Consider the following 25,539-nt stretch of genomic DNA (forward strand, 5'->3'; position numbering starts at 1 on the left):
GGCGGGGCGCCTCAGCCGAAGACGACGCAGGAGGCCGCGGGAACCGCCACCGAACCGTCGTAGCGGGGCAGCCCCGTCGCCTCGTCCACGGCGAACCACGTCACCTCTCCGGAGCGCTCGTTGGCCGCGTAGAGGAAGCCGCGGTGCTCGGCGAGGGCGCGCGGCCAGTGTCCGCCGCACGGCACCGTGCCGGTGAGCCGGAGTGTGTCGCCTTCGACGACGAGGACCGACAGGACGTCCTCCCCGCGGGTCGCGGTCCACACGAACCGGCCGTCGGGCGAGACCACGACGCCGGACGGGTAGGCGTCGCCCGCGGGTGCGCCGGGCAGCACGGGGACCTCGGCCAGCGGCTTGAGGGAGCCGCCCCCGGCGTCCCAGCGGCACACGGTCACCGTGGGGGTGAGTTCGTTGACGACGTAGGCGTGCGCGCCGTCCGGGTGGAAGGCCAGGTGGCGGGGGCCGGAGCCGGGCCGCAGGGCGAACTCGCGGTGCAGGGCCAGAGCGCCGTCCGCGAGGGTGCACACCCGTACCGAGTCGGTGCCGAGGTCGACGCTGACGGCCCACCGGCCGCTCGGGTCGGCCTGCACCTGGTGGGCGTGCGGGCCGCGCTGGCGCCGGTCGTGCGGGCCGGAGCCGGTGTGCTGGAGCCGTCCGGAGGGCTTGCCGGCGAGCGTACCGTCCGGGCGCAGGGGTACGGCGGTGACACTGCCGCAGCCGTAGTTGGCGGTCAGGACGTGCCTGGAGTAGAGGCCGAGGTGGGTCGGTCCGCTGCCGTCGACCGGCACGGGTGATCCGGCGAGTACCGGCCGTTCGCCGGCGACGCGGTAGGCGGCGACGGCTCCCTCGGCCGTCTCGCTGACCGCGTAGAGCGTGTGCCCGTCCGGGGCCAGGACCAGGTAGGACGGATCGGGTACGTCGTTCACGGCGGGGCCGAGGGTGAGGGCGCCGCCGTCCGGCGCGACCTGTGCGGTCACGAGGCCGGGGCCGCCCGCCGCCGTGAACGAGCCGATGAACGCCCGGCGCCTGCCAGGCCTGACGTCCTCTGCCACCGCTGTCCCCTCTCGGTCCCTCGGTCCAGCTCGTCCTGGGCCGACGTTAGCAGCCGGTCGAGGCGGTCTAGACCAAGGGGCGGGGCGGTTCTTCGCGACGCGACCCTCAGGCCGGCTGGCGCGCCCCCGTGACCGGGACCGGGCCACCGTGCGCCGCCGCCCTATGGGACCAGCTCAGGGCGGCACCGCACCCCGTGGGCGACCGGCTCACGCCTCCTCCCGCTGCGGCGCGCGCGCCGACCAGCCAGCCCCACCTACGGCGCGTCGGTCAGCTCTGCCTCACGCCCCCACCAACCGGGAGCCCGACGGCGCGCCCAGCGGCTCGGCCAGGTCGGCGAGGGCGCGTTCCAGGCCGTGCAGGTGGGCGAGGGCCGGTTCGGCGGGCGGCTCGGCCGGGCTGCTGACGGGCTCCAGGCGACCGGCGGTGAGCGCCTCGACGGCGGACTCGACACGCCAGCAGGCCGCGGCCAGCCGGGCGTCGTGGGAGGCCTCGGGATCGGCGGCGACCGCCACCAGGCCACGGACCTCACGGGCGCAGTCGTCGAGGAGCGCGAGGACCCTGCGGGCGCGCCGCTTGCGGGCCGGCATCGGGTTCAGCGGGTGCACCAGCGGAGCCACGGACAGCCGGACGCGGCCGAGGAGCTGCTCCAGCTCGGCGACGCGGGGCGCCGGGTCGGCGGTCGCGGAGCCGGCCAGGCGAGCCGCGGCCTCGGCCGTGCAGGCATGGACGCAGCGCAGAGCGCGCTGGATCCAGGCGTCCGTGATGGCGTGCGTGGTGACCGGCAGGACGAACAGCACGGCGAGCGCGGCGCCGAGCGCGCCCACGCCGGTCTCGGCCAGGCGCAGCGCGAGCAGGCCGGGGCTGAGGACGCCGAGGAGGCCGTAGAGCAGTTCGGCGAGCAGGGTCACCCAGAGCATCATCCAGGTGTAGGAGACGGCGGCCGTGTAGAAGATGCCGAAGACGGCGACCGCGACGAGGACGGCCGTCGGGACCGGCGCGCCGTTCACGGGGACGGCGACGAGGAAGCCCAGGCAGATGCCGATCACCGTGCCGAGGACCCGGCGGAAACCGCGTACCAGCGTCTCGCCGCGCGAGGCGGTGTTGACGAAGATCCACCAGGTGGCGCCGACGGCCCAGTACCAGCGCTGTCCGGACACCAGCTGGCCCAGCACCAGCGCGAAACCCGCGCCCGCGGTCGCCTGGACGGCCTGCCGCGTGGTCACCCGGGCCAGGCCGCGTCCGGCGGACGGGGCGGGTACGGCGGCCGGGGGCAGCCGGCGCTCGTAGCACCACGCCCCGAAACGCACCACGGCCGCGCTGAGCACGGACAGCAGGACGGCGGCGTACAGCTCGGGCAGCTGCGCCGGGGTGGCGTGCAGGAACTGGGCCACGAAGAACGTCATGAACGCGAACACCCCGAGGCTGTGCCCGCGCGGTCCCCACCGGCGCGCGTACACCCCGGCTCCGACGACGGCCAGGAAGGCCAGGTCCCGCGCGACGGGGACGGCGTGCAGCTCGGCCGCCGCGGCGAGCACCGGCACGCCCACGGCGGGCAGCAGCGCGGTGGTGACCGCCTGTCCGCGCACGGTCGCGTCGGCGACGGTGAACAGGGCGAGCAGCGCGGCGAGGCCACCGGTGACCGCGGCCACGACGGAGTGCCCGGCGACGAAGCAGACGACGACCGCGAGGCCGATGCCGAGGACGGCCCGGGCGGCGAAGCGCAGCCGCGCCCGCCCCGGGTCCGGAGCCACGAACATCCTCTTCAGCACTGCTGCCCTCCCCTTGGGAACACCGGCACAGAAAAGGCGCCGCGGAGACCCGCAGCGCCATCGACGGCTCCATGAGAGCATCACCGGGGTCACTGGCTCAAGTGTGGCCCGAATCGCTGAGCCATTGGCACAGCAAGGGGCGCTCCGTCAACCCGGCCGGAATGCCAACGGACCAGGTCGGGCGGCACATGCGGGGGCGCACTCGGTGAGCCATTGGTACAGTCGTCCCTTGTGACCGTGGACGAACTCGACACCCGCATCCTGCGGCTGCTCCTGGAGCAGCCGCGTACCAGCGTGCGCGAGTACGCCCGCGTCCTCGGCGTCGCCCGCGGCACGCTCCAGGCCCGGCTGGACCGCATGGAGCGGGAGGGCGTGATCACCGGTACCGGCCCCTCCCTGTCCCCCGCCGCCCTGGACCATCCGGTGCTGGCGTTCGTGCACATCGAGGTCACCCAGGGCCACCTGGACGACGTGGGCGACGCGCTGGCCGCCGTGCCGGAGATCGTGGAGGCGTTCTCGATCACGGGCGGCGGGGATCTGCTCGCCCGGGTGGTGGGCCGGGACAACGCCCACCTTGAGGACGTCATCCAGAAGCTGATCAGCCTGCCGGGCGTGGTGCGCACCCGCACGGAGGTGGCGCTGCGCGAGCGCGTCCCGTACCGGCTGCTGCCGCTGGTGGAGTCGGTCGGCCGGGCGGTCCGCACCTGAGCGTTGGCGCGCTGGACCGCCTGCGGTCCACCCGCCCGCCGCACCTTCGCCGGTATGACGCTGCCACTGCGGAGCGGTCAGCGGGAGTTCGCCGCGCATCCGGCGCAACCCCGCCCGGTCCGACGGCACCACCTTCCTCGACGCGGTGCGGGCCGGGGCACCCTTCCGGAGCAAGGGTGCGCTGCTCGTCCCTGCCGGGGACGCCGTGGACGCGTGGGTGGCGGAGGGCCCGCCGGAACAGGCGGAGGGCGCGGCGGTGCTGCGGACGGCACGGAAGGCGTCGTACGCGACCTGAGGCGCGGCCCGAGGGCAGCGGACCGGCCGGCGGGGGCGTGCGACCGGATTTCCCGCCGTGCGGGGGACGCGGTGGCTGCATAGCGTGATCTCATGACTACAGACCAGGCCGGCCCCGTCCAGGGCGACCGACGGTGGAAAGCGCTCGCCGTCTGTCTGACCGCGGCCTTCATGTCCTTGCTGGACACGTCGATCGTGAACGTGGCACTCCCCTCGGTGGAGCGTGGGCTCTCCGCCAGCCCGGCCGACCTGTCCTGGGTGGTCTCCGGCTACGCCCTCACCTTCGGTCTGGTCCTGGTCCCGGCGGGGCGGCTCGGCGACATGCGCGGTCAGCGCCAGACGTTCCTGACCGGCATCGCCCTGTTCACGCTCGCCTCGGCGGCCTGCGGGCTGTCCTCCGGGCCGGCCTGGCTGGTGCTGTTCCGGCTGGTCCAGGGAGCGTCGGCCGGCATGCTCGCACCGCAGACCACGGCGCTGATCCAGCAGATGTTCCAGGGCGCGGAAAGGGCCCGCGCCTTCGGCATGATGGGCGCCACCATCGGCCTCTCCACGGCGGTCGGCCCGCTGACGGGCGGCCTGCTGATCCACATGACCGGCGGCGACGACGCCTGGCGCTCGGTGTTCTACGTCAACCTGCCCATCGGAGTGGCCGTCTTCTGCGCGGCGCTGCGGCTGCTGCCCCGCTCCCCCGGCTCACCGGCCCGGCGGGAGTACTTCGACGTCCCCGGCGTCCTGCTGCTCGGCTCGGGTGTGTCCGCCCTGATGCTGCCCCTGGTGCAGGAACAGCAGTGGCACGGGCGGTTGAAGTGGGCCCTGCTTCCGGCCGGCGCCGCGCTGCTGGCCGCGTTCTGGGCGTGGGAGCGGCGTCAGACGCGGCACGACCGGGCTCCCCTGGTCGACCTGCGGCTCTTCGCACTGCGCTCCTTCTCGCTCGGGGCGCTGCTGAGCCTCGTGTACTTCGGCGGCTTCACGACGCTGTTCTTCGTCTACACGCTCTTCCTGCAGAACGGCATGGGCTACAGCGCGCTGGCCGCGGGCCTGTCGTCCATGCCGTTCGCGACGGGCACGGCGGTGGGTGCCGCGGTCGGCGGGCGCCTGGTCGTACGCCTCGGGCGCAAGCTGGTCATCGCCGGTCTGTGCACGGTGACGGTGGGGATTCTCGGCGTCGTCGCCGCCGTGCACGGGGTGCCGGGCCGGGGCGTGGCCTGGGCGGCGGCGCTGCCCCTGCTGCTCGCCGGGATCGGCTCGGGCCTGACCACCTCCCCGAACACCACACTCACCCTGTCCCTCGTGCCCGTGCGGCGGGCCGGAGCCGCGGGCGGTGTGCTGCAGACCGGGCAGCGCATCGGCTCGGCGGCCGGTGTCGCGGTGGTGGGCTCGGTGTTCTTCGCCCACCTGGCCAATCACGGTGACCCGGCCGCCGCGCTGCAGTACGGCCTGCTCACCTGCGTCGGGATCATCCTGCTGGCCCTCTGCCTGGCCTTCGCCGACCTACGGGAACGCCAGGCCCGCCCGCAGCCGGAGCAGCCGAGGCAGACGGCGCGGCAGAAGGCCTAGCCGGGGCTGTGGCCCCGCGCCTGCGGCAACCGTGGTCGTGACTGCGGCTTCATGCTCGTGCCCCTGTGGCCGTGACTGCGGCATCGGCGACCCCGTGGCACGGCTTCGGGTTCGCGACCCCGAGGCCGCCGCTTCGGGCTCGCGGCCTCGTGGCTACGGCTTCGGGCTTGTGGCTCCGTGTGGGGATGGTCCTGGCGGTGGCCCCGGCCATGACCGTGGCGATGGCAGTGGCCGGGGTCGGGCCCGGGCCGGTGAGCGTGGCCGGGAGATGGCGGTGAGCGGGGCGGTACCCGTGGCCGGGGCTGTGGGGGTAGCCGTACGCGAGGTTCTGGGGGCGTAGGAGCCCGTTGGCCGGCCGGCTCCGTTCCGCCGGCCCGCACGCGGCCGCTCGCGGGGCGCTCCCGCCCTCACGACCTCCGGCGCGGCTTGCCCTGCCTGGGTGTCTGCTTGGCTCCCGCCGCCCGGGCGCGTGGCGTGCGGCCGGTGGACTTGGCCGCGGGCTTCTGCCGGGCGGAGCCCGATTCGGCGCGCTTGCGCTTCTGCTCGGGTGCGGGGGCCGCGGGCTTGCCACGGCCCCGGGTGCTGTTGACGGTGCGGCCCCGGACGATCCCGATGAAGTCCTCCACCAGGTCGGTGGTGGCCTCCTCCGGCCAGGACAGCGCGACGCTCGACTGGGGGGCGTCGGTGACCGGGCGGTAGGTGAGGTCCTTGCGGTGGTGGAGGCGGGCCAGGGACTGCGGTACGACCAGGAGGCCCACGTTCGCGGCCACCAGCTCGATCGCGTCCTCGGTCGTCGCGGGGCGCTCGAAGGCGGGCTCGCCGGGCGGTCGGTCCCAGTCGAAGACGTCGTCCAGGGGGTGGAAGAGCACTTCCTCGGCGAGATCGGCCACGGTCACCTCGTCCGCGGCCGTGATCAGGTGGTCCTTGGGGACCACGACCACCGTGGTCTCGGTGTAGAGGGGGATCGCGCTGAAGAACGTACGGTCCACCGGGAGCCGTACGAGGCCCACGTCGGCCTCGCCCGCGCGCAGCACCCCGGGTGCCTCGGCGGCCGGTACCTGGACGAGGGTGAGCGGGACGTCCGGCAGACGCTCGTTCCAGATCCTCACCCATTTGGCGGGCGTCACTCCGGGAACGTATGCGAGCCGGAACGACGGTGATTCCTCCGAGCCTGTCACCAGGCCAGGTTACCGGCCGTGGCCGCAGCCCCCGGCCACCGGCCGTGGTCGGGCCCGCGGCACGCGGCCGATACCCTTGACCTCATGAGTTCGCAGCAGAGCACCCAGACGATGAAGCCCGCGACCGCGGCGAAGAAGCTGGGTGTGTACCTCCCCGCCACCCCCGCCTCGTTCCAGGAGGGCGTCATCTCGCGCGCCGAGCTGAACGAGCTGCAGGCGAACCCGCCGGAGTGGCTGAGCGAGCTGCGGCGCACCGGCCCCCACCCGCGTCCGGTGGTCGCCGCGAAGCTCGGCGTGTCCATCGCCGGCCTCGCCCGCGGCGGGGTCACCGAGCCGCTGACCACCGAGCAGATCGAGGCGCTCAAGCAGGAGCGGCCCGAGTGGCTGGAGAAGGAGCGCGCCACGCAGGTCGAGGTCCGCAAGGAAGGCGCGCGGGTCAAGCAGCTGCAGAAGGAGAAGCAGGAGCGCGCCGCCGGGCGCGACTGACCTTCCCCGGTTCTTTCCCGATTCCCCGGTTCTTTCCCGGACCGGTTGCCACAACCTCATACAGAACGGTTTTTCCACAACGCCCTCCGGCCTGCGGAGGGCGTTGTCAGTGGCCTGCCCTACAGTTCCCGTCACTTGATCGAATGCGGTGCGGGGAGGCACGTATGGGGTGGGTGTCGGCAGGCGACTACGAGGTCGCCCTGGACGGCGGGAAGGTGGTGTGCCGCAACGCGTCCGGGCGACGGCTGAAGTCGGTGCCACCGAAGATCGCCGATGATCCCGCCGTCGTGGGCCTCAGGCAGCTCGTGGAGTGGCTGGAGCGGCACGAGCGGCAGTGCCTGGCCGATGCCGAGCGGTGGATGGTCCGCTCCCTGCCCGTGCCGCTCGCCGTCGTCACGCGCGTGTGGCCCGACCCGGCCTGGCAGGCGGCGCTGCGTGACCTCGTCGTGACCGGAGCCGACGGTCAGGTCGCCGGATTCCTGCGGGACGCCGATCCCGAGCGCGGCCTGGGCCTGGTCGACCTCGACGGCGACACCGTCCGCATCGCCCCCGCCCTCGTGCGCATCCCGCACCCGGTCCTCCTGGAAGACCTGGAGGAGCTGCGGGAGTTCGCCGTCGAACTGGGCGTCGAGCAGCGTGCTCAGCAGCTCTTCCGCGAGGTCTGGCACCGCCCGGCCGCGGTCGACGCCGAGGCGACCGAGGTGGAGGAGTACGCGGGCGGCTCGTTCAAGGAGCTGCGCTTCCTGCACGGCCGGGCCACCCAGCTCGGCTACCGCGTGCGCGGCGGGTATGCCGTGTGTCCGGTCCTGGAGGACGGCCGGGGCGTCGAGGCCCGCGTGTGGGTCGGGGACTACGACGGCTACATGGAGACCGAGACCGGCCCGCTGGCCTGGTCCGACCCCGCGGGGCGGGTGCTGAGGCTCGGTCAGGTCGGGCCGGTGGCCTGGTCGGAGGGCATGCGCATGGCGGCCGCACTGTACGCGGGGCGGGACATCGAGGACGAGGAGCGCGCGGCATGACGTACGACGAGACCACGGCGGCCGCGCTGCTGGACGCCGGCGCCGTCCTGCCCGCGGGCAGCACCGCGCGGGAGGACGCCGACAGCCTCACCGTCCGCACCTACACGCACCCCGCACTCGACGACCGGCGGGTGGTCCGGCTGGTGCCGGGCACGCTGGGCGAGGCGGAGGACCTGGCCCTGGAGTTCCTGGGCCTCGCCCGCGAGCCGGAGGCCCCGGTGATCGGGCAGGTGCGCCGGGAGACGCTGGGCTTCCCGGCCTGGGCCCTGGTCAACGACCCGGCGAACGGCCATCACGCCCTCGCCCTGGTGAAGGACGTCGAGCGGCTCGCCCGGCAGGCCAAGTCCCGCCCGGGCGCCGCCAAGGAGGGCTTCGAGGCGCTCGGCGAGCGGCTGGGCCGGGCGGTGCCGCACTTCCTGCCGACGTTCTACGAACAGGCCGCGCGGGTCTTCCTGGAGCACGAGAACACCACGTACGCCGCCGCGTTCTTCGGCAAGGCCCGTGAGGCCGAGCGGGTGCACGCGCTCGCGGTGGACGAGGAGCGCCAGCGCGCCGTGTTCCTGGAGTTCGCCTTCGCCGGGGCACTGACCGTGAAGGCGCTCAAGGAGCACGTGCGGGACCTCGCCGGGCGGCTCGAACCGGCCGCGGCCTGGGCCCAGTTCCGGCAGCTGACGGTGGAGCGCTGTGCGGCCGGGATGCCGCCGTACGCCTCGCTGCCGCAGGACGCGCGCGGGCTGCTCAAGGCGGCGGGCCTACCACGGGTCACGGAGGAGTGCGCGCTGGTCGCCGACCTCCTCGCCTCCCCCGCGGCGGTCCGCGCGCCCCGGTCCTTCTGGACCGCCTACCGCTCGGTGCTGGTCGTCCTCGCCGAGGAGCGGCCGGAGATCCGGCTGCGGCTGCTGGAGATCATGCCCGCCGGTCTCGGCCGGGACGCCGAGGACGAGGAGTTCTGGCTGGCGCTGCTCGCGGAGACCGGGGCGGACCGACTGCTCACGGACGCCTCGGCGGCCGCCGAGCACGGCGCCGATCCGGCGGACTGGCTGTCCCGCTGGGCCTCCTTCCGCAAGCACGGCGGCTCCTACTCCCGCCGCTGCCCGGCCACGCTGGCGCTGGCCGCCCGCATGGCTCCGGTGCTGCGGGACGCCGGCCGTCCGGTGGACCTGTGCACCGGCCGCTGGCACGCCGGCGCGGATCTGGACCTGCTGGACCTGTGCGCGGCCGAGCGGGTCCCGCTGTCGCTGCCGGACGCCGACGTGCCCGTGTACCTGCCGCTGCCCGAGTGGCTGCTGGACACCCGCGCGGGCCGGCGCGACCTGGCGGCCGTCACGGCCGACCCGCGCCTGCGGCGGCTGCTGCACCAGGCGGTGGACAAGGTCGGCGCGCATCGGCGCGCCAGCGAACTGCTGACGTCGATGGCCGCGCATCCGGTCCTCTCCGGGGTGCTGCGCGAGTGGCTGGACGAGGCCGCCGGCGACTTCACGCACGCGGCGGGCCTGCCCGGCGCCCGCGCGGCGCTCGACCGGCTGCGTCCCTTCCGGGTCATCGCCTCCGAGGTCGCGCCGGAGACGGTGGCCCGGGTCGCCGGCCGCGAGGTCGCGCCGCTGCTCGGGCGTACGGTGCGGGCCGGGATCCTCGACGAGCTGGGATGGCCCGCCCTCGACGAGGCGCTGGCGCTGCTCGACGGTCAGACCAGGAAGGGCGAGGACGACGCGCTGGCCGTCCACGAGGCCTGGCCGGCGCTGGTGCTGTGCCGCCGGCAGAAGGCGGTGGTGGTCGGCCCGGATCGGATCCTGCTCGACCACGACCTGCGCCTGCCCCATGACCTGGACCGCTGGCAGCGTCCCCGCTTCCGGTACGTGGACGGCGAACTGCTCGTGATGTGGCGGCACGGCAGCAAGCAGTACGGCTACTGGTCGGCCCGGCCCGCCGAGGTGTTCGAGCTGGGCGGCGAGCAGCTGCCCTCCTGGTGGTCCGGCCAGGAGACGGTCGTCCCGTCGATCCCGCTGCCGGGCGGCGGCCGGGCGACCGGAGGCCGCGCCCTGCACGCCGGTGACACGGACCTGCCGCCGTGCCGCGCGATCATCGGCGACGGCACCGCCCTGTGGCGCGAGGGCAGGCAGGGCCGGCAGACGGTGTGGCTGGAGTACGACCCGGTCACCGGGACGCACGGCCGCGCGTCCCTGCCGGCGCTGCTGCGCTCGGCGGTCCGTGAGGACGCCGCGCTGCTGCCCGGCGCGTGCGAGGTCCTGCCGCTGCAACCCGGCCTGGAGGACAGTCCGTTCGGCACCGACGGCACGGTGCTGGGACGCTGGGTGCGCACGGAGGGCGAGGGTGCGGACGAGCGTCGTACGGCCGGGACACCGGACGGGCGGACGGTGTCGGTCGCGAGGGGCGACGGCGACGGGGCGGTCGTACCTTTCGGCGCCCTGCGGCTGCCCGGCGGGGCCGAGCCGGTCGTCGTCCAGCTGAGCGGCCACAGCGCCCGGTGGGGTGGGCACATCGGTCTCTACGCCGGTGACGACACCTCTCCCGCCGGTCTGCTGGGCCGGCTGACGCCGAACGACCGTGGGGGCGAGTACGCGGCCGGTACCCGGCTGGTGCCCCCGCTGCCCTTCTGGCACGCTCTGCGCCCACGCGACGAGCAGGGCTCCGCGGTGCTGCGCGCGCTCACCGACGAGCAGGCCGCGGAGCTGCTGCGGCTCGCCGCGCAGGCCCTGGCGATCCGTCAGGAGGCGCTGGCGGAAGCGGGATCGGACGAGGCGGCCAAGGCCGCGGTACCGACCGCGGACACCGTCGTCCTGAAGGCGGTCGAGCACGTCCTGCCCAAGCTGACCGACGAGCGGCTGCGCAGGGGCGTCGCCGCCCTGGTCCGGTCGGCGCTGCGCGTCACCGAGTCGGCCACCGCCTTCGCGACTCCCCCCGAGGAGGGGCCGCGACAGCCGCGCAACCGGACCGAGGGCATGTTCGCCGACTACAGCCCCGTGCACGGCGACGACCGCACCCTGCACGACGCGCTGTCCGGTGTCGTCGGGCTGCACGGCTGGTGGTACGGCGAGCGGTGGAGCGTGCTCCGCCAGATCCGCGCGGTGAACCACGTGCTGTCCGGCAGGCCCGCCGACGGCACGCCGCTGCCCGGCCTGGAGCGCCTCGGTGCCCTCACGGACGGCTGGACCAGCGAGGAGCACACCGTCCCGGCGATCGGCATGGTGTGGCCACCCGTCCTGGGCGTCCTGCGGGCGCTGGCGTATCGGGCCGCCTCGCCCGCCCTGAGCGACACCCAGCGGGAGCCGCTGCTGTTGCTGGCCGAGGCCCTCGCGGAGGGGCCGCTCGTCGCGGCCGGCGGCACACTGCGGGAGCTGGTGCTGAGCGAACCGCAGGAGGAGAAGCAGGCGCAGCGGGCCGGGCAGGTGCTGCGCCGGGCCGGGCGCACGGTGGTGATCGTCGGCCAGCAGGGCGTCGACGTCCAGCGGGAGCGCGTCAAGTGGCTGGCGCTGGACCACGATCCCTCCGGCGGGTTCGGGGCCGTCGCGCACTTCACGCTGGAGCAGGAGACGCGGTACGCCCCGACGATCTCCACCGAGGACCTGGCCGCCGTCATCCGTCTCGTCCGTGACAAGGGCGCCGCGCCCTGGACGCCCTCGGCGCCCGAGGCGCTGGTGGCGGCGACGGGTGGCGCGCTGGGCCCGCTGCAGTCCACCGTGCTGCTCGCCGGGCAGCCGCAGGAACCGGAGGCCGAGGCCCTCGCCGTGATCGGACTGAAGCCCCGGCAGCGGGAGTTCGGTGCCGCTTTGCTGCAAGGGCTGGGCGTGGAACGGCGGGCGGCGCTCATGGGCGCGCTGCTGCCGGACGACCCGGCCGCCCTGTGGACGACGGGACCGGACCTCCAGGCCGCGGGGCGGGTGTGGGCCGAGCGGTTCGGCTCGCTCGTCCGGCTGCCGGAGGACCTCAGCGCCGAACTCGCCGGGATGCGCGCCGGAGGCACCCAGGACGTGCTCAACCCGTCCCGTACCCCCTGGCTGAGCCGCACCACGGTTCTGCGCCCGGACAAGGACGGCAACCTCGTCCCGGAGGACCCGCAGGCGATGCCCAGCGGCCACACCCTGACGGGGGCCGTCGGCGCGCTCTCCGCACTGGCGTACGTCCTGCCGTACGGCCACCCGCTGCGGGCCGCCCTGCCGGAGGGCCTGGCCGCGGTGCGCCGCCGGATGTCCGATCCGGAGCTGCTGCTCGGCCTGGACGTGGAGTTCACGGAGCAGGGCAGCTGCACGGCGGTGGAGCTGCGGAAGGTGTTCGGGCTGCCCGCGACGGGCGGTGCCGACGCGTACGGCACGACCCGGGTCGGCGACGCGCTCGCTCTGCGCCCGGGCTACCGCGACACCGAGACGGTCCTGGTCCGCCCGGCCGGCCTCACCGGGTCCGACGACGCGGTGTTCGGGCTGCTGGAAGGCCTGGTGGGTCCGCAACGCGGCCACGGACTGCGTGCGCTGCGCACGCTTCTCGGGGAGGAGCTGGGCCGCGCGGTCGCGGCCGGCGCCGAGGGTCGCACGGGGTACGCCCAGGATCCGGCCGTCAGCGTGCCCGCGCTCGTCACCGAGGTGGCCGCCGCACACGGGCTGGGCGAGGACGCCGCCGCGCTCTACCTCCAGCTGCTGGCCCTGCCGGATCCGACGGACCGCAACTGCGCCCGTTGGACCGGCTGGAAACCCGCACGCATGAAGAAGGCCCGCGCCGAGCTGTCCGCCACGGACCTCGTGGTGGAGGCCAAACGGCCGCGCGCCGGGCGGACGCTGTTCCTGCCGTGCGGCTGGCGCGACCTGAAGTCGCCCGCGCTGCCGGTGGAGACCTGGAAGGAGGGTCTGTACCCGATCGCGGACCACCGGCGCGCGATACCGCTGATCCCGGTGCCCGAGCTGTTCACGCATGCCTGGGACCGCGTCCGCGCGGGCGACGCCCCGGCGTACGAACAGCTGACCACCCGCGCGAACCGCCGGGGGCGGCGCCGATGACGTCCACCGTGCCGCGCACCACCGCGCCGGCGTCCGCCCACCCGTTCCCTTCGGCCTCCGGCCGCACGCTCGCCCCGACCTCCCTCCGTACCACGTCGAAGGATCCCCGCCGATGACCACCGCCCTCGCGCCCGACGCGACCCGTCAGATCGTCCCGCCCGAGGACCGGTACGCCGTCGAGCTGGCCTTCCTCGCCGCCCATGACTCCGGTCCACGCCCGCCCGCCTGGCGGCTGACGCCCCGGGCCGTCGTCACGTTCGTCATGGGCAGCGGCGGCCGGGCGCTGCGGCTGCCCGACGACGCGGAGGCCCCGCGGGGGGTGCCGCGCCGGCTGGAGATCACCGGCAAGTTCGTCGGGGACCGCGCGCTGGTCGAGCGCTGTGTGGTCACGCTCGCCGGGGAACGGGGCCTGCTGCTCGTCGGCGAGCCCGGTACCGCCAAGTCCATGCTGTCGGAGCTGCTGTCGGCCGCCGTGTGCGGGACCAGCGGCCTGGTCGTGCAGGGGACGGCAGGGACGACCGAGGACCAGCTCAAGTACGGCTGGAACTACGCCCTGTTGCTCGCGCAGGGGCCCAGCCGGCAGGCGCTCGTTCCGTCGCCGGTGCTCACCGCGATGGCCCGGGGGGCGATCGCCCGGGTCGAGGAGGTGACCCGCTGTCTGCCGGAGGTGCAGGACTCCCTGGTGTCGTTGCTTTCCGAGCGGCGGATCGCCGTGCCCGAACTGGCGGGGAGCGAGGACGCGTTGGCGCACGCGGCGCCGGGGTTCAACCTCATCGCCACCGCCAACCTGCGGGACAAGGGCGTCTCCGAGATGTCGGCAGCGCTCAAGCGTCGTTTCAACTTCGAGACGGTCGGTCCCATTGCGGACCTCGACGCCGAGACGGCACTGGTGCGTGGCCAGGCCCGGGCGTCGGTGGAGCGGGCGGGCGCGCCCTTCCAGGTGGACGACGCCGTGCTGGAGGCTCTGGTCACCGTCTTCCGCGATCTGCGGGAGGGCCGGTCGGCGGAGGGCTGGGAGGTGGAGCGGCCGTCCACGGTGATGAGCACGGCTGAGGCGGTGTCCGTGGCGGGCGCGCTGGGGCTGGCCGCGGCGTACTTCCCGGGGGACCGGGACGTCCTCGGGCTGCTGCCCGGCCATGTCCTCGGCGTCGTACGCAAGGACGACCCGGCGGACGCGGCGCGGCTGCGCGGCTACTGGGACGGCCCGGTCCGGCGCCGCGCCGAACAGGGTTCGGCCACCTGGCGCACCCTGTGGGACCAGCGCACGGTCCTGGAGGGCTGACGGTCGTGTCCTCCGCCTCCCCCGCCTCCTCTGTCGCCCCGCTCGACGCGTCGGCCGTGGCCCACTCCGGTCCCGGCGCGGACCCTGGGACGCCGGCCGGTCCCGAGGCCGCCGTGGCGGCCCTGACCGCTGCGGGAATGCCGTACCTCATCGGGGTACGGCACCACGCACCCTCCCTCGCCGCGGCCGTGCCCGCGCTGCTGGAGGCGGCCCGGCCCGATGTGCTGCTGGTCGAGCTCCCCGCCGACCTTCAGGACTGGCTGCCCTGGCTCGCCCACGAGGAGACCGAGGCTCCCGTCGCTCTCGCCGCCGCGCCGGGGGACGGCGCCGGGGGGCCGGCGTTCTATCCCTTCGCCGACTTCTCACCGGAACTGGCGGCCGTGCGGTGGGCCGCGCGCCAGGGGGTACCGGTGATCGCGTGCGACCTGCCGCTGGCGTACCGGCAGGCAGGGACGGCGGATCCCGGTCAGCCCGAGATCCAGGTCCAGGCCCAGCTTCCGGCCCGGTCCCGGGCCCCGGAGTCGGAGTCGGAGGCGGGCGGGGAAGGCGGGGCGGACCATGTCCCGGCGCCACGAACGGCCGAACGGCCCGGGACGGCCGGTCCCCCGGAAGCGAAGGCCGGCGGGCACGGCGGTGCTTCTGTCGCGACCGCGCTCACCTCGGTGCTGCGCAACCGCCTCACCGGCCGCCCCGGAGACGATCTGTGGGACCGGCTGGTCGAGGCCGCCGCTCCCGGTTCCCCGCCGGAGGCACTGCGCCGCGCCGCCCTGCTGACGGGATGGGCGCTGCGCGAGGAGGCGGTCGCCTCGGGCGGGGTGCCGGAGCTGGACCTGCGGCGGGAGCGGTGGATGCGGGCGTGCCTCGCCGCGGCGACGGTGCAGGGCGAGCGTGCCGCCGTGCTCGTCGGCGCCTTCCACGGCCCGGCGTTCCTGGCACCGGCCGACGGCGACACCCTTCCGCCGGCGCGGTCGCCCGCCGACCGGAAGGCGCAGGCCGCCGACTCGACGTGGACCACCTCCCTGATCCCTTACTGCTACGCCCTGCTCGACGAACGCTCCGGCTACCCGGCCGGCATCCGTGACCCGGAATGGCAGCATCTGGTGCTGGAGGCGGCCGGGGACCCCGCCGCACTGGAGGACGCGTTGACGCGGGCCGCGGTGCGCGTGTGCGCCGAGTTGCGGGCGCTGGGCCATCCGTCCGGACCCGCCGACGCCCGGGAGATCGTCCGACTGGCCGGTGATCTCGCTCGGCTGCGGGGGCTGCCCGCGGCGGGCCGGGGCGAGCTGGTCGAGGCCGTGCAGACGGTACTCGCCCAGGGGGAGCCGTACGGGCGCGGACGGGCCGTGGCCAGGGCGATGGAAAGGGTGCTCGTCGGCACGCGCACCGGCCGCCCGGCCCCGGACGCACCGCGCAGCGGCCTGGCCCCGGCGGTGGAGGCGGAACTCGCCGAGCTGGGGCTGCCCGGCCCGGCGGACTCGGGCCGGGCAGCCGCCCGTGACCTGCGCCTTGACCCGCTCCGCTCGGAGCGGGACCGCCGCCGTGAACTGCTGCTGCGGCGCCTCGCCGTGTGCGGCGTGCCGTACGGCGAACCCCAGGCGGTTCTCGGCACGGGCGGTGCCGACGCGCTCACCTCGCGCTGGGAGGTGCGCTGGACTCCGGCCACCGCGGCCATGCTGACCGCGGCGGGTGTGCGTGGAGTCACGTCGGCACAGGCCGCCGAGGGAGTGCTGCGCGAGGGCCGGCGCAGGGAGCGCGAGGAGGGCGGACCGACAGCGGCGCAGACCCTGCGCGGGCTGGAACAGGCGGCGGAGTGCGGTCTGCCCGGGCTCGCGGACGAGCGGCTGGCCGACGCCGCCGAGGTGCTGCCGGGTTCCGGCACACTGCCCGAACTTCTCGCGGGGCTCGCCCTGTCGGACCGGCTGCGGGCGGGACACATCGCCGGGCTCGGCCGTGACGACGACCGTACGGCGCGGGCGTCGGCCGTCGCCGGCCTGCTGACCGCCGCCGCGGTGCGTCAGGTCGACGGGCTCACCGGCTCCGAGGACCCGGCCGACGCGCACGCCCTGCTCGAACTCGCCCACCGGGCCGACGTGCTGGGCGGGATACGGCTCACCGACGCGCTCGCCCGGCTGGCGGCCGGCGGATCTCCGCTGATGCGGGGCGCCGCCGGAGCCGTACGTGTGCTGCTGGGGCAGGAGGAGGCCGGGGCGTTCGGCGACCGGGTCGCCTCCTGGGTGGACGGCGCGTGCGACGCCGGGTCCCGGTCGGCGCTCACCGCGCGGCTGACCGGGCTGCTGAGCGCGGCCGGGCCGCTGCTGGAGTCGGCGGCACCCGCGCTGGAACCCCTGCTGAACCGGATGGCGGAACTGTCCGACCGGGACTTCCTGGAGCGGCTTCCGGCGCTGAGAGGCGGATTCGACACGCTCAGCCCGGCCGCCCGCAGCCGGCTGCTGGCCACCGTCGAGCAGCGCCTGGGCGGGGAGCGTCCGGACGACACCGGGAGCGTCGACCCCGCGGCCCTGGCCCTGTGGACCCGCGCCGACCTCACGGCCCGCGAGACGCTGGCCGCACTGGGTCTCCTTCCGCCGTCCCGGCCGGCCGGCGCGACCCCCACGCCGCATCCCGGGGATCCCACAGCCTCCGAAGTCCCCACACCGGCCTCCCCGGGCCGCGACACCGGCGAGGGCCACCAGCTCGTCCCGGCCGACCGCTGGCGCCTGCTACTCGGCCGCAGAAGCGGTGAACTGTCCCCCGCCGCCCGGCCGTTGGCGACCGCACTGGACGAGCTGTACGGCAGCGGACGCGGTGAGGGAAGCCGAGGGGACCTCCCGGGGCAGGGCGGCCCGGGGTCCGGTGGCGGACGTACGGCGCCGTATCCCGGGGTGCGGGAGTGGTCCGAGGAACTGGCCGCGCTGTTCGGGCCGGGCATCCGCGAGGAGGTGCTGGCCGCGGCTGCCGCGGCCGGCCGCCAGGATGTCCTCGCCGAGCTGGACCCGGCCGGCGTACGGCCCTCCGTCGATCTGCTGCGCTCGGTGCTGCGGCACGCCGGCGGTCTGCCCGAGGCCCGGCTGGCCGCACTGCGTCCGCTGGTCCGGCGCCTGGTGGACGCCCTGACCCGGCAGTTGGCGACCCGGCTGCGCCCCGCGCTGCACGGCACCACCCTGCCGCGCCCCAGCCGGCGCCCCGGCGGTGGCCTCGACCTGGCCCGCACGCTGCGGGCGAACCTGGCCACGGCCCGCCGGATGCCGGACGGCACGGTCCGGGTCGTACCCGAACGGCCGGTGTTCCGCAGCCGGGCCCGGCGGTCGGCCGACTGGCGCCTGATCCTGGTCACCGATGTGTCGGGATCCATGGAGGCGTCCACGATCTGGGCGGCGCTCACGGCCTCGGTACTGGCCGGGGTGCCCACCCTGTCCACGCACTTCCTGGCCTTCTCCACCGAGGTGATCGACCTGACCGACCATGTCGAGGACCCGCTGTCCCTCCTGCTGGAGGTCAGGATCGGCGGCGGCACCCATGTCGCCGCGGGGCTGCGGCACGCGCGCACCCTGGTCACCGTGCCCTCGCGCACGCTCGTCGTGGTCGTCAGCGACTTCGAGGAGGGCTACCCGGTGGGCGGACTGCTCGCCGAGGTCCGCGCCCTGGTGGATGCCGGCTGCCAGGTGCTGGGCTGCGCGAGCCTCGACGACACGGGCCGGCCCCGGTATTCGACCGGTGTGGCGGGACAGTTGGTGTCCGCGGGCATGCCGGTGGCCGCTCTCAGCCCGCTCGAACTCGCCCGCTGGGTAGGGGAGAAGATCGCATGAGCCCGCTCCTTCCGCCGGTCGCCCCGGGTGTGACCGCCGAACTCGTCGCGGCCCTGACGCCCCGGCTGCGCAAGCGGCTCGACGGAGGCATCGCCAAGCTCGCGGACCGGCCGGTCGTCCGCGACGGCGACACCGTGCGCATCGCCCTCGACGACGACACCGATCTGGAGCTGCACGCCCCGGACGGCACGGTGCGCAGCGCGGACGCCATCCGCTGCGGCTGTCTGCTGGCCCCGGACTGCCTGCACCGCGCCGCGGCCGCCTCGGCGGCCCCGGTCGCCGAGGACGCCCCTGCCGAGAAGCAGAGGATCGGTTCGGAGGTACCGGCGGGCGCGGCGCCGGAGGAGGCGGAGCCGGAGGCGGCCGGCGCCGAGCAGCGCACCGCCGCGCTCGCGCTGCGCACCGCCGCGTCCGCCGTGCTGGAAGCGGGTGCGGACGGTGCGGGAGCGGTGCTCCAGGCGGAGCTGTTGCGGGCCGCCCACACGGCGCGGCTCGCGGGCCTGCACCGGGCCGCCGCCTCCGCCGTATCCGTGGTCACGGCTCTGCGCGCGGCCCGCGCCGCCGACCCGGCCTACCGCCTGGCGGACCTGGTCGCCGGCCTGCGTGACGTCCTGTCCGTGGCCCACCGCGTCCCGCACGCCACCGGCGCCGAACTGGCCGCACTGCGCGGCACCGTACGGCAGCCGTACCACCCGGACGGCTCGCTGCGGCTGTACGGCGTGTTCTGCGAACCCGTGCTCACCGCGAGCGGCTACGCGGGTGCCGTCACCTGGACCGCCGACGCCGAGGGCCGGCTGTACCAGGTGTCCGATGTCGCTCCGGGCGGTGCCGGGCGCGCGGTGGGCGCGGCCGACCGCGCGGTCCGGCTCGGCGACACGGCCCTGACCCACCGGGAGCTGTCCCGTGCGGGCCTCGCGGTGTCGGGGGCCACCGTCTCCCCCACCGGGCGGCTCGGAGCGGGCGCCGGAGTGCGGGCGGTCGGGGCATCCGGTGCCGGCTGGCGCGAGGAACCGCTGGACCGGCTCTGGCGAGTCCCCGTGGCCGAGCAGCTCACGCGTGCGCTGAACGGCGGCCACGGTCTGCTGTTCCTGGAGGTCACTCTGCTCGGTACGGTGGCGGAGGCGGCGGGCGACTGTCTGCTCGCCGGATGCGATGGCGCCGTCCTGCGGCTGACGGCCGCACATGACCATCCCGCGCTGCCGCACCGGGACAACCTGCGTCTGCTGTCCGCCGCCCGGGGTGCCGCGCTCCGGGTCGTCGCCCGGCTCACCCCTGCGCCGCATCCCCGCGCCCAGCTCCTCGCCACCGAGCATCCGGCGCAGTCCGGCACCCGGGTCGACGTGGGCCTGGACCGGCTCCAGCGCGCGGACCTGCCCACGGCACCCGCATCCCCGGTTCGTACGGCACCGAGTCCCGGGGAGGCGCCGGTCCATCTGCTGCGCCGCCGCGTCCAGCAGGCGGTCTCGGGCGGCCGACGCGTGCTGTCCTTCCCCGGCGAGACGACCGCCGACGCCCGGCGGCTGAGCCGGTCCGGGCTGGCGACGGCGGGTGGTCTGCTGGAGGAGCTGCACGCGGCCGCGGCGGAGCGCTCCCGCGATGTGTTCGGCCGCCTGCTGCCCGCGGACCCCGTTCGCTTCACCCACGCGTGGCTGGCGGCGGCCCGTTACACGGAGGAGCTGGACCGCGCGCTCTGCCTCGCGGCCTGGTCGGGGTGACGCCCGGGGCCGGCGTGCGGGCACGCTGGGGCTGCGACTTGCCGCCGTGCAGCGCCGCGGCCTATATCCAGGCAGCCGAAAGAATATGAACGGAGTACAAAAGCAATAAGCTGAGGCCCCGCCGAAAGGCGGGACCTCAGCTATCTCATACGCTTCGGCGTCAGGCGGGAGTGATGTTCTCCGCCTGCGGACCCTTCTGGCCCTGCGTGACGTCGAAGTTCACCCTCTGACCTTCCTGGAGCTCGCGGAAGCCCTGGCCGGCGATGTTCGAGTAGTGGGCGAAGACGTCGGGGCCGCCGCCGTCCTGCTCGATGAAGCCGAAGCCCTTTTCCGCGTTGAACCACTTGACGGTGCCAGTAGCCATGTCACATCTCCTGGGGGGCGGGGACCCACGCCATGTGAACCCCTGCGTCGCCACAATGAGCCCCGTCCGGACAAGCACCGGAAATACAGAAATGCCCGACGAAACACGACCGCCAAGACATTTGAAGTTTCGGGAACTACAACTGCAACTCCCTCAATTTTAGCACGGAACACGCAACCACTCTGCACGGAAGGCGGGATTTCGAACTCGTACGAGAGCCCATCCTCCGTAGGCCTCAGCGGCAGTCGAGCAGGCCCGCACCGCGCTTGGCGTCGAGTATCCGGCGCACGCTGCCGTTGACCTTGGCCCGGAACGAAGCGTCCTGCCGCATCCGGGTCTGGATTGCCTGTGCCATCGCGGGTACGGTGCTCGGCCGCACCGTGAGGATCATGTCCCCGCCCGCCGCGATGAAGTTCACGGCCCGCTGGGCAGGACTGAAGGACCGTACCGCGACCGCGTTCCCGAGGTCGTCCGAGATGACCACGCCCTTGAAGGCGAGTTGGCCGCGCAGCAGGTGATCGATGACCGTCGGTGAGAAGGCCGCCAGGTGCTTGGGGTCGATCCTGGTGTAGGTGGCCGACGAGATCATCACGAAGGGTGACCCGGCCCTGATTCCAGCCCGGAACGGCGTGAGGCTGGAACTGCCCGCGGTCGTCACCGAGTCGACGACGTCGGCGGTGGTGTCGGTGTTGCCGATCACCTGGCCCAGCCCGGGAAAGTGCTTGAGCGTGGTCATCACGCCCGACTGTGCGAAGCCGGCGGCGAAGGCGCTGGTGTGGGAGGTCACGGTGTCCGCGGTATGGCCGTACTCCCGCTGGAAGGAACCGATGGGGATGTTGCGGGCACCCAGAGCGGCCGGGACCACGTCGGCCACCGGTGCCAGGTTCAGGTTGACCCCGGCCGCCCTGAGCTGCTGGGCCCATCCGGCGGCCTGGGTACGCAGCGTCGCGGTCGGCCAGCCGCCCTGGGTCAGGCCGCTGGGGATGGCCGAGAAACCGGGGCCGTTGAGCACCTGCACCCGGCCGCCCTCCTGGTCGGTCGCGACCAGGAGACCGACCTGCCGGCCGGTGACGCGGTCCGCTTGGCCTCGGAAACCGTCGACGACTTTCCTGGTCGCCGACGTACCGGCGGTGCTGCGGCCGGTCAGCATGACGGATCCGACATGGTTGTCGCGCAGAGTGGCCAGCTGGGCCTGGTCGGGGTGCGCCGCGGCGATTCCGCCCATGAGGAGCTGTCCGGCCAGTTGAGCAGCGGTCATGCCGGACATGTATCGGTCGGTGCAGGTGGCGGCAGGCGCCGACGGGGCGGTACTCGCGGCGGCCGGGGCGGCTTCGGTGCCGCCACGGCTCGGCAGCGCACTGGCGGCACCCGGATCTCGTGCGCCATGGCTGGCGGCGAGGGATCTGGAGGAGTCGGCCGTGGCCCCGCCCGACGCACCGCAACCTGTGACGGCGAGCGCCAGAGTGACCAGCGGGACCCCGGTACGCAGGGCTCTGCAGCGGCGCCTTACGGGCTGCTGCCGGACGCGTATGGACATACTTCTTCTCCCGGCCTGGACGACCCGGGACTGCCGCGTGCTGCGCAGGCGCCTCCGTCACGGCGAACCCGGCTTGCTGCGTCCATCACACGGTACGTTATTGAGCATTTGTTCGCCCCTTGGCGCATGTGGGTGATGCCCTGCGGTCGCCCACGCACCACACCAGGGTCCGGGACGGCACGAACTCCCCGTCGGTGAGCAGCACCCGGTCCAACAGGCCGCTCCAGTCGCGCACCGAGCCGATGGTGATCCAACTCGACCGGGAACCTAAGGGAGTTGGAGCTCCTGGAAGTGGGTCCACCGGATCCTGGAGCGGTTTCTCCAGGCGGCCTGCCGGAGAAGGAACATGTCCTCGATCACGCTCTCCCGGCCCCCGTGGGCTCGGTGGCTGCGCGCCCCGCGTCCCGCACCGCTTCACACTCGTCCAGCTCCATCGCCCCGGGGGCGCGCATCATCGAAGGAGGGGAGACCGTCGACGAGGAGTGGCGATGAGGTTGGCGTTCCTTGAACCCCTCTACGCGGAGCCCGGCCCGTTCGCCTCCGTGTACCTGGACACCTCGCGAAACGTCGAGCATCCCGATCGGGCGATCGCGCTGCGCTGGCACCGGCTGCGCGAGAGTCTGTCCCGTCAGGGCTCGGACCGGGCGCTTCTCAACGTACTGGAGGAGGTGGTCGGCGCCGACACAGACGTGCCGGGGCCGCACGGTCAGGCCATCTTCGCCGCCCACGGCACGCTCGTCATGGACGGGGAGCTGCCCAGGCCCCCCAAGCACGACTCCGCCCGCTACAGCACCCTGCCGGACGCGATGCCCCTGGTCACCCAGCACGTTCCGGAGATCCCCTACATGGCCGTGGTCGTCCACTACGGCGGCCTTCCGACCGCCGAGACCCACGGCTGGGTGACGGTGGAGGCGGAGACCGGCACCTGGCCCGCGTCCACCGTCACCCCGGGTGAGCGGCTGCACCGCAGGGTCGCGGTGGCGACCTGGCACCGCGCCTCCCTCCGGCTCGGTCACCAGCTGGACGAACGGGCGCGGCGCGCCCACGCCGACGCCGTCGTCGTGGGCGGGGACGAGTGGGCGTGCAACGTACTGATCCGCCGCCTGCCGCACACCCTGCGGGACAAGGTCGTACGCGTGGGCGGCCGGACCCCCACCGACACCGGACGCGCGCTGCTGGAGCCGCAGCTCGACGGCGTCTTCCGCGACCACATGGCCGCGCACGACCGGGAACTCGTGGACATCTTCATCGGCCGGCGTGCCCTGGACGGACCCGTGACGGACGGGCTGGCCGCCACCGTCTCCGCCCTCCAGCGCGGCCAGGTCGCGGCACTGCTGCTGAACCGACCGCCCGGGCCTTCGCTGCGGCTCTGGACGGGCTCCCAGCCCACGGAGCTCGCCCTGACCGAGGCGGAGCTGGTGTCCTTCGGCGTGCGGGCCCCGCGCGAGGAACGCGGCGACGAGGCCCTCGTGCGGGCCCTCGTCGGCACCGGTGCCGAGCTGGTCGTCGTACCGGAGAGCGAGCTGAGACTGTACGAGGGCGTGGGCGCCCTGCTGAGGTACACCGACCCGGGGACCCCGTCCTGACGCCGACGCGCTGTGCCTCCCGGATCACAGGTCGCCCCGTGCGTCCGACCGCCCGGGATCGCGCCGCGCGCGGAACATGCCGACACTGGCCTGGAGCGGCAGCGCGGCGGACGAGGGGCGGACGGGGCACATGGACAGAGGCAGGAGCGGCGCGGAGGAGACGGACGTTCCGATCACACCGCCCGAGAGCTGGGCGGTGGGCCTGCCGGCGGTGGCCAACCCACTGTGGTGCTCCCTGGAGCAGACGACGGTCCGCCGTACGGCGCTGACGCTGCTCGACCTCGACCAGACCAGGGGCTTCGACGGCCTCGGTCGCGCCTGGCCGGAACCAGACCCCGCTCACCGGCGGTCCGATGGCCCATGAAGGGACCCCAGAAGACCTGGTTCGCGCGGCCCACGCCGTGGGCGTGACCGACGCCCGTCTCCTGGAGGCCGTACGCAGCGTCCCCCGAGCGGAATTCGTCCCCGCGGACGAGGCGGCGTCCGCGTACCGGGACACGCCCGTTCCGCTCCCCCACGGGCAGGTGACCACCCAGCCCTCGCTGATCGCCATGATGGTCTCCGCTCTCGGCCTCACCGGAGACGAACAGGTCCTTGAGGTCGGGACCGGATACGGCTGGCAGACCGCGCTGCTGGCCCGCCTGGCCGCGTACGTCGTCAGCGTCGAGCGCTGGCCCGACCTGGTCGACGAGGCCCGCCTGCGGCTGGCCGGACGGGGCGTCGGCAATGCCGAGGTCGTAGTCGGCGACGGGACCCTGGGGATGCCGGCCCGGGCCCCGTACGACGCCGTCATCGTCTGCGCGGCCTTCCCGCGAGTGCCCGAGCCGCTCGTGGATCAGCTCCGCGCCGGTGGCCGGCTCGTCCAGCCGATCGGGCAGGGCGGGCGGGAGCGCGTCGAGCTGTACGAGCGGCGGGCCCGCGGCCTGGTGCACCGCAGGACGGTCACCGCGGCACGGTTCGTCCGGCTGTACGGCGCCCATGGCTACGACCAGGGGTGACGTGCTCAGCGCTGATAGGTCCCGACCAAGGTGCCGGAGGCCAGTTCCCTGCCCTTCAGGGCACGGTGCACGTCCTCGGCGCTCGGGTGGCCGTGCAGCGGCAGCGGCTCGGACAGGGCGTACAGGCGGAAGAAGTAGCGGTGTGGCCCGTGCCCCGGTGGAGGCATCGGCCCTCCCCAGCCCACGCGGCCGAAGCCGTTCGGCCAAGGCAGGCCTCCCTGGGGCTTCTGGCCCTCCGCCGCCCCGGTGGTCCCCGGATCGATGCCGGTCACCAGCCAGTGCAGGAAGGTCGTCCCCGGCGCGTCCGGGTCCTCACACAGGAGTACCAGCTCCGTGGCCTCGTCGGGCACCCCCGCCCAGGTCAAGGGCGGTGAGATGTTCTCGCCCTCCCCGCTGTACCGACGGGGGATCACCGTTTTGTCGTCGAACGCGGTGCTGCTGAGTTCAATTCGGCTCATGCGCGCCGCTCTACCCGCAACGGCGGCACCGGCACCGGTCCGCACCCCGAAACGCCCGCTCGGCCGAGCCCACCCGGGCCGCCTCCGAAAGCGGGGGAAGATGGCGGTGTGCCGACGAGGATCCTGGTCGAGGGCCGTCCCGGCGCGGGCAAGACGACCGCCCTGCGTCGGCTCGCCGCGCTGCTGCCCACCCACGCGGCCAGCGGCTTCACCACGGAGGAGATCCGGCAATGCGGCGCCCGCGTCGGATTCGCCCTGGAGACCCTGGCGGGCCGACGGGACGTGCTCGCCCATGTCGACCTGCCCGGTCCGCCACGGGTGGGGAAGTACGGCGTCGACCCGGGCGTCATGGAACGACTGGCGCTGCCGTCGCTTCGGCCGGCAGCAACCGGGGAGGCAACGGGGAGGCTGGTGCTCATCGACGAGCTGGGGCGGATGGAACTGGCGTGCACGGCGTTCCGGCACGCGGTCGACGCGCTGTTCGTCGCAGAGGTCGACGTCGTCGCCACGGTCCACACGCACCGCGATCCGTTCACCGACGCCCTCAAGCGGCGTGCCGACGTCGAGGTCATCCAGCTCACCCCGGCGAACCGGGACGTCCTGCCGGGCGAGCTGGCGGCCCGGCTGCGGCAGCCCCGGACCCACGGGAGGCCGCCCTCTCACGGATGAGAGACCGCCCTCCGACCTGCTGGGACCAGAGCCGGGGCGGCAGGATGTGAAGTCGTC

The 25,539-nt window shown here is 74.5% G+C and carries 19 protein-coding genes; 13 read left to right on the forward strand and 6 right to left on the reverse strand.

The features are described 5' to 3' along the window. Positions 1–11: 11 nt before the first annotated feature. Together IE244_RS19835 and IE244_RS19840 are read right to left on the reverse strand one after the other, a co-directional pair. Positions 12–1,049 carry a lactonase family protein gene (locus tag IE244_RS19835; RefSeq protein WP_191874889.1) on the reverse strand — a complete coding sequence of 346 codons (1,038 nt, stop codon included), beginning with the start codon at positions 1,047–1,049 and terminating at the stop codon, positions 12–14. A gap of 279 nt (positions 1,050–1,328) precedes the next feature. After that, on the reverse strand, positions 1,329–2,819 hold the full coding sequence (locus IE244_RS19840) for an FUSC family protein (RefSeq protein WP_191874890.1): 1,491 nt from the start codon (positions 2,817–2,819) through the stop codon (positions 1,329–1,331). A 231-nt stretch (positions 2,820–3,050) separates the two neighbouring features. On the opposite strand from IE244_RS19840, the gene IE244_RS19845 reads away from it, so the two are divergent. From IE244_RS19845 to IE244_RS19855, 3 genes are all read left to right on the forward strand, one after another. Then, the gene (locus IE244_RS19845; protein ID WP_191874891.1) at positions 3,051–3,527 is read left to right on the forward strand and encodes an Lrp/AsnC family transcriptional regulator; all 477 of its coding nucleotides are present in this window, start codon (positions 3,051–3,053) and stop codon (positions 3,525–3,527) included. Between the two features lie 145 nt (positions 3,528–3,672). Next, positions 3,673–3,822, forward strand: coding sequence for a hypothetical protein (locus IE244_RS19850; protein WP_191874892.1), 150 nt, complete (start codon positions 3,673–3,675; stop codon positions 3,820–3,822). Positions 3,823–3,914: 92 nt separating this feature from the next. Continuing rightward, on the forward strand, positions 3,915–5,378 hold the full coding sequence (locus tag IE244_RS19855; protein WP_191874893.1) for an MFS transporter: 1,464 nt from the start codon (positions 3,915–3,917) through the stop codon (positions 5,376–5,378). Between the two features lie 407 nt (positions 5,379–5,785). Here IE244_RS19855 and IE244_RS19860 read toward each other — a convergent pair whose 3' ends face one another. Beyond that, complete coding sequence (locus IE244_RS19860) at positions 5,786–6,556, reverse strand: LysR family substrate-binding domain-containing protein (RefSeq protein ID WP_191874894.1); 771 nt, start codon at positions 6,554–6,556, stop codon at positions 5,786–5,788. Between the two features lie 84 nt (positions 6,557–6,640). Between IE244_RS19860 and IE244_RS19865 the strand changes: the two genes are divergently transcribed. From IE244_RS19865 to IE244_RS19890, 6 genes are all read left to right on the forward strand, one after another. Then, positions 6,641–7,042, forward strand: a complete 402-nt coding sequence (locus tag IE244_RS19865; RefSeq protein WP_191874895.1) for a DUF5997 family protein — start codon at positions 6,641–6,643, stop codon at positions 7,040–7,042. 164 nt (positions 7,043–7,206) lie between these two features. Then, positions 7,207–8,061, forward strand: coding sequence for a DUF4132 domain-containing protein (locus IE244_RS19870; protein WP_191874896.1), 855 nt, complete (start codon positions 7,207–7,209; stop codon positions 8,059–8,061). After that, a complete protein-coding gene (locus IE244_RS19875; protein ID WP_191874897.1) occupies positions 8,058–13,067 on the forward strand; it encodes a hypothetical protein in 5,010 nt (1,669 codons plus the stop codon). Before IE244_RS19870 ends, IE244_RS19875 begins: the two co-directional genes overlap by 4 nt. A 112-nt stretch (positions 13,068–13,179) precedes the next feature. Beyond that, the gene (locus IE244_RS19880) at positions 13,180–14,349 is read left to right on the forward strand and encodes an ATP-binding protein (RefSeq protein WP_191874898.1); all 1,170 of its coding nucleotides are present in this window, start codon (positions 13,180–13,182) and stop codon (positions 14,347–14,349) included. 137 nt (positions 14,350–14,486) lie between these two features. Next, positions 14,487–18,155, forward strand: a complete 3,669-nt coding sequence (locus tag IE244_RS19885) for a vWA domain-containing protein (RefSeq protein WP_191875008.1) — start codon at positions 14,487–14,489, stop codon at positions 18,153–18,155. After that, the gene (locus IE244_RS19890; RefSeq protein ID WP_191874899.1) at positions 18,152–19,870 is read left to right on the forward strand and encodes a hypothetical protein; all 1,719 of its coding nucleotides are present in this window, start codon (positions 18,152–18,154) and stop codon (positions 19,868–19,870) included. Before IE244_RS19885 ends, IE244_RS19890 begins: the two co-directional genes overlap by 4 nt. Positions 19,871–20,030: 160 nt before the next feature. Here the strand turns inward: IE244_RS19890 and IE244_RS19895 are convergent, their stop codons facing one another. Together IE244_RS19895 and IE244_RS19900 are read right to left on the reverse strand one after the other, a co-directional pair. Beyond that, positions 20,031–20,234, reverse strand: coding sequence for a cold-shock protein (locus IE244_RS19895; protein ID WP_031160403.1), 204 nt, complete (start codon positions 20,232–20,234; stop codon positions 20,031–20,033). A gap of 235 nt (positions 20,235–20,469) precedes the next feature. Further along, positions 20,470–21,492, reverse strand: a complete 1,023-nt coding sequence (locus IE244_RS19900) for a glycoside hydrolase family 3 N-terminal domain-containing protein (protein ID WP_229854224.1) — start codon at positions 21,490–21,492, stop codon at positions 20,470–20,472. A gap of 767 nt (positions 21,493–22,259) precedes the next feature. On the opposite strand from IE244_RS19900, the gene IE244_RS19905 reads away from it, so the two are divergent. The 3 genes from IE244_RS19905 (at position 22,260) to IE244_RS19915 (ending at position 24,355) form a co-directional block, all read left to right on the forward strand. Further along, the gene (locus tag IE244_RS19905; protein WP_191874901.1) at positions 22,260–23,357 is read left to right on the forward strand and encodes a baeRF2 domain-containing protein; all 1,098 of its coding nucleotides are present in this window, start codon (positions 22,260–22,262) and stop codon (positions 23,355–23,357) included. Between the two features lie 130 nt (positions 23,358–23,487). Continuing rightward, a complete protein-coding gene (locus IE244_RS19910) occupies positions 23,488–23,721 on the forward strand; it encodes a hypothetical protein (RefSeq protein WP_191874902.1) in 234 nt (77 codons plus the stop codon). Beyond that, positions 23,711–24,355, forward strand: coding sequence for a protein-L-isoaspartate(D-aspartate) O-methyltransferase (locus tag IE244_RS19915; protein WP_191874903.1), 645 nt, complete (start codon positions 23,711–23,713; stop codon positions 24,353–24,355). Before IE244_RS19910 ends, IE244_RS19915 begins: the two co-directional genes overlap by 11 nt. A gap of 5 nt (positions 24,356–24,360) precedes the next feature. On the opposite strand, the gene IE244_RS19920 is transcribed toward IE244_RS19915, so the two are convergent. Further along, positions 24,361–24,813: a YbhB/YbcL family Raf kinase inhibitor-like protein gene (locus IE244_RS19920; protein WP_191874904.1), complete on the reverse strand. Its 453-nt coding sequence runs from the start codon at positions 24,811–24,813 to the stop codon at positions 24,361–24,363. Positions 24,814–24,921: 108 nt separating this feature from the next. Between IE244_RS19920 and IE244_RS19925 the strand changes: the two genes are divergently transcribed. Further along, positions 24,922–25,482: a nucleoside-triphosphatase gene (locus IE244_RS19925; protein WP_191874905.1), complete on the forward strand. Its 561-nt coding sequence runs from the start codon at positions 24,922–24,924 to the stop codon at positions 25,480–25,482. Positions 25,483–25,539 lie beyond the last annotated feature (57 nt).

The sequence above is a fragment of the Streptomyces filipinensis genome (assembly GCF_014649495.1).
Taxonomy (GTDB): Bacteria; Actinomycetota; Actinomycetes; order Streptomycetales; family Streptomycetaceae; genus Streptomyces; species Streptomyces filipinensis.

Bases quoted from the DNA above. Each gene is read 5' to 3' on its own strand.
- IE244_RS19920 (WP_191874904.1), bottom strand. From the start codon at position 24,813: ATGAGCCGAATTGAACTCAGCAGCACCGCGTTCGACGACAAAACGGTG.
- IE244_RS19885 (WP_191875008.1), top strand. From the start codon at position 14,487: ATGCCGTACCTCATCGGGGTACGGCACCACGCACCCTCCCTCGCCGCG.
- IE244_RS19915 (WP_191874903.1), top strand. From the start codon at position 23,711: ATGGCCCATGAAGGGACCCCAGAAGACCTGGTTCGCGCGGCCCACGCC.
- IE244_RS19865 (WP_191874895.1), top strand. From the start codon at position 6,641: ATGAGTTCGCAGCAGAGCACCCAGACGATGAAGCCCGCGACCGCGGCG.
- IE244_RS19895 (WP_031160403.1), bottom strand. From the start codon at position 20,234: ATGGCTACTGGCACCGTCAAGTGGTTCAACGCGGAAAAGGGCTTCGGC.
- IE244_RS19880 (WP_191874898.1), top strand. From the start codon at position 13,180: ATGACCACCGCCCTCGCGCCCGACGCGACCCGTCAGATCGTCCCGCCC.
- IE244_RS19905 (WP_191874901.1), top strand. From the start codon at position 22,260: ATGAGGTTGGCGTTCCTTGAACCCCTCTACGCGGAGCCCGGCCCGTTC.
- IE244_RS19890 (WP_191874899.1), top strand. From the start codon at position 18,152: ATGAGCCCGCTCCTTCCGCCGGTCGCCCCGGGTGTGACCGCCGAACTC.
- IE244_RS19900 (WP_229854224.1), bottom strand. From the start codon at position 21,492: ATGACCGCTGCTCAACTGGCCGGACAGCTCCTCATGGGCGGAATCGCC.
- IE244_RS19910 (WP_191874902.1), top strand. From the start codon at position 23,488: ATGGACAGAGGCAGGAGCGGCGCGGAGGAGACGGACGTTCCGATCACA.
- IE244_RS19870 (WP_191874896.1), top strand. From the start codon at position 7,207: ATGGGGTGGGTGTCGGCAGGCGACTACGAGGTCGCCCTGGACGGCGGG.
- IE244_RS19855 (WP_191874893.1), top strand. From the start codon at position 3,915: ATGACTACAGACCAGGCCGGCCCCGTCCAGGGCGACCGACGGTGGAAA.
- IE244_RS19875 (WP_191874897.1), top strand. From the start codon at position 8,058: ATGACGTACGACGAGACCACGGCGGCCGCGCTGCTGGACGCCGGCGCC.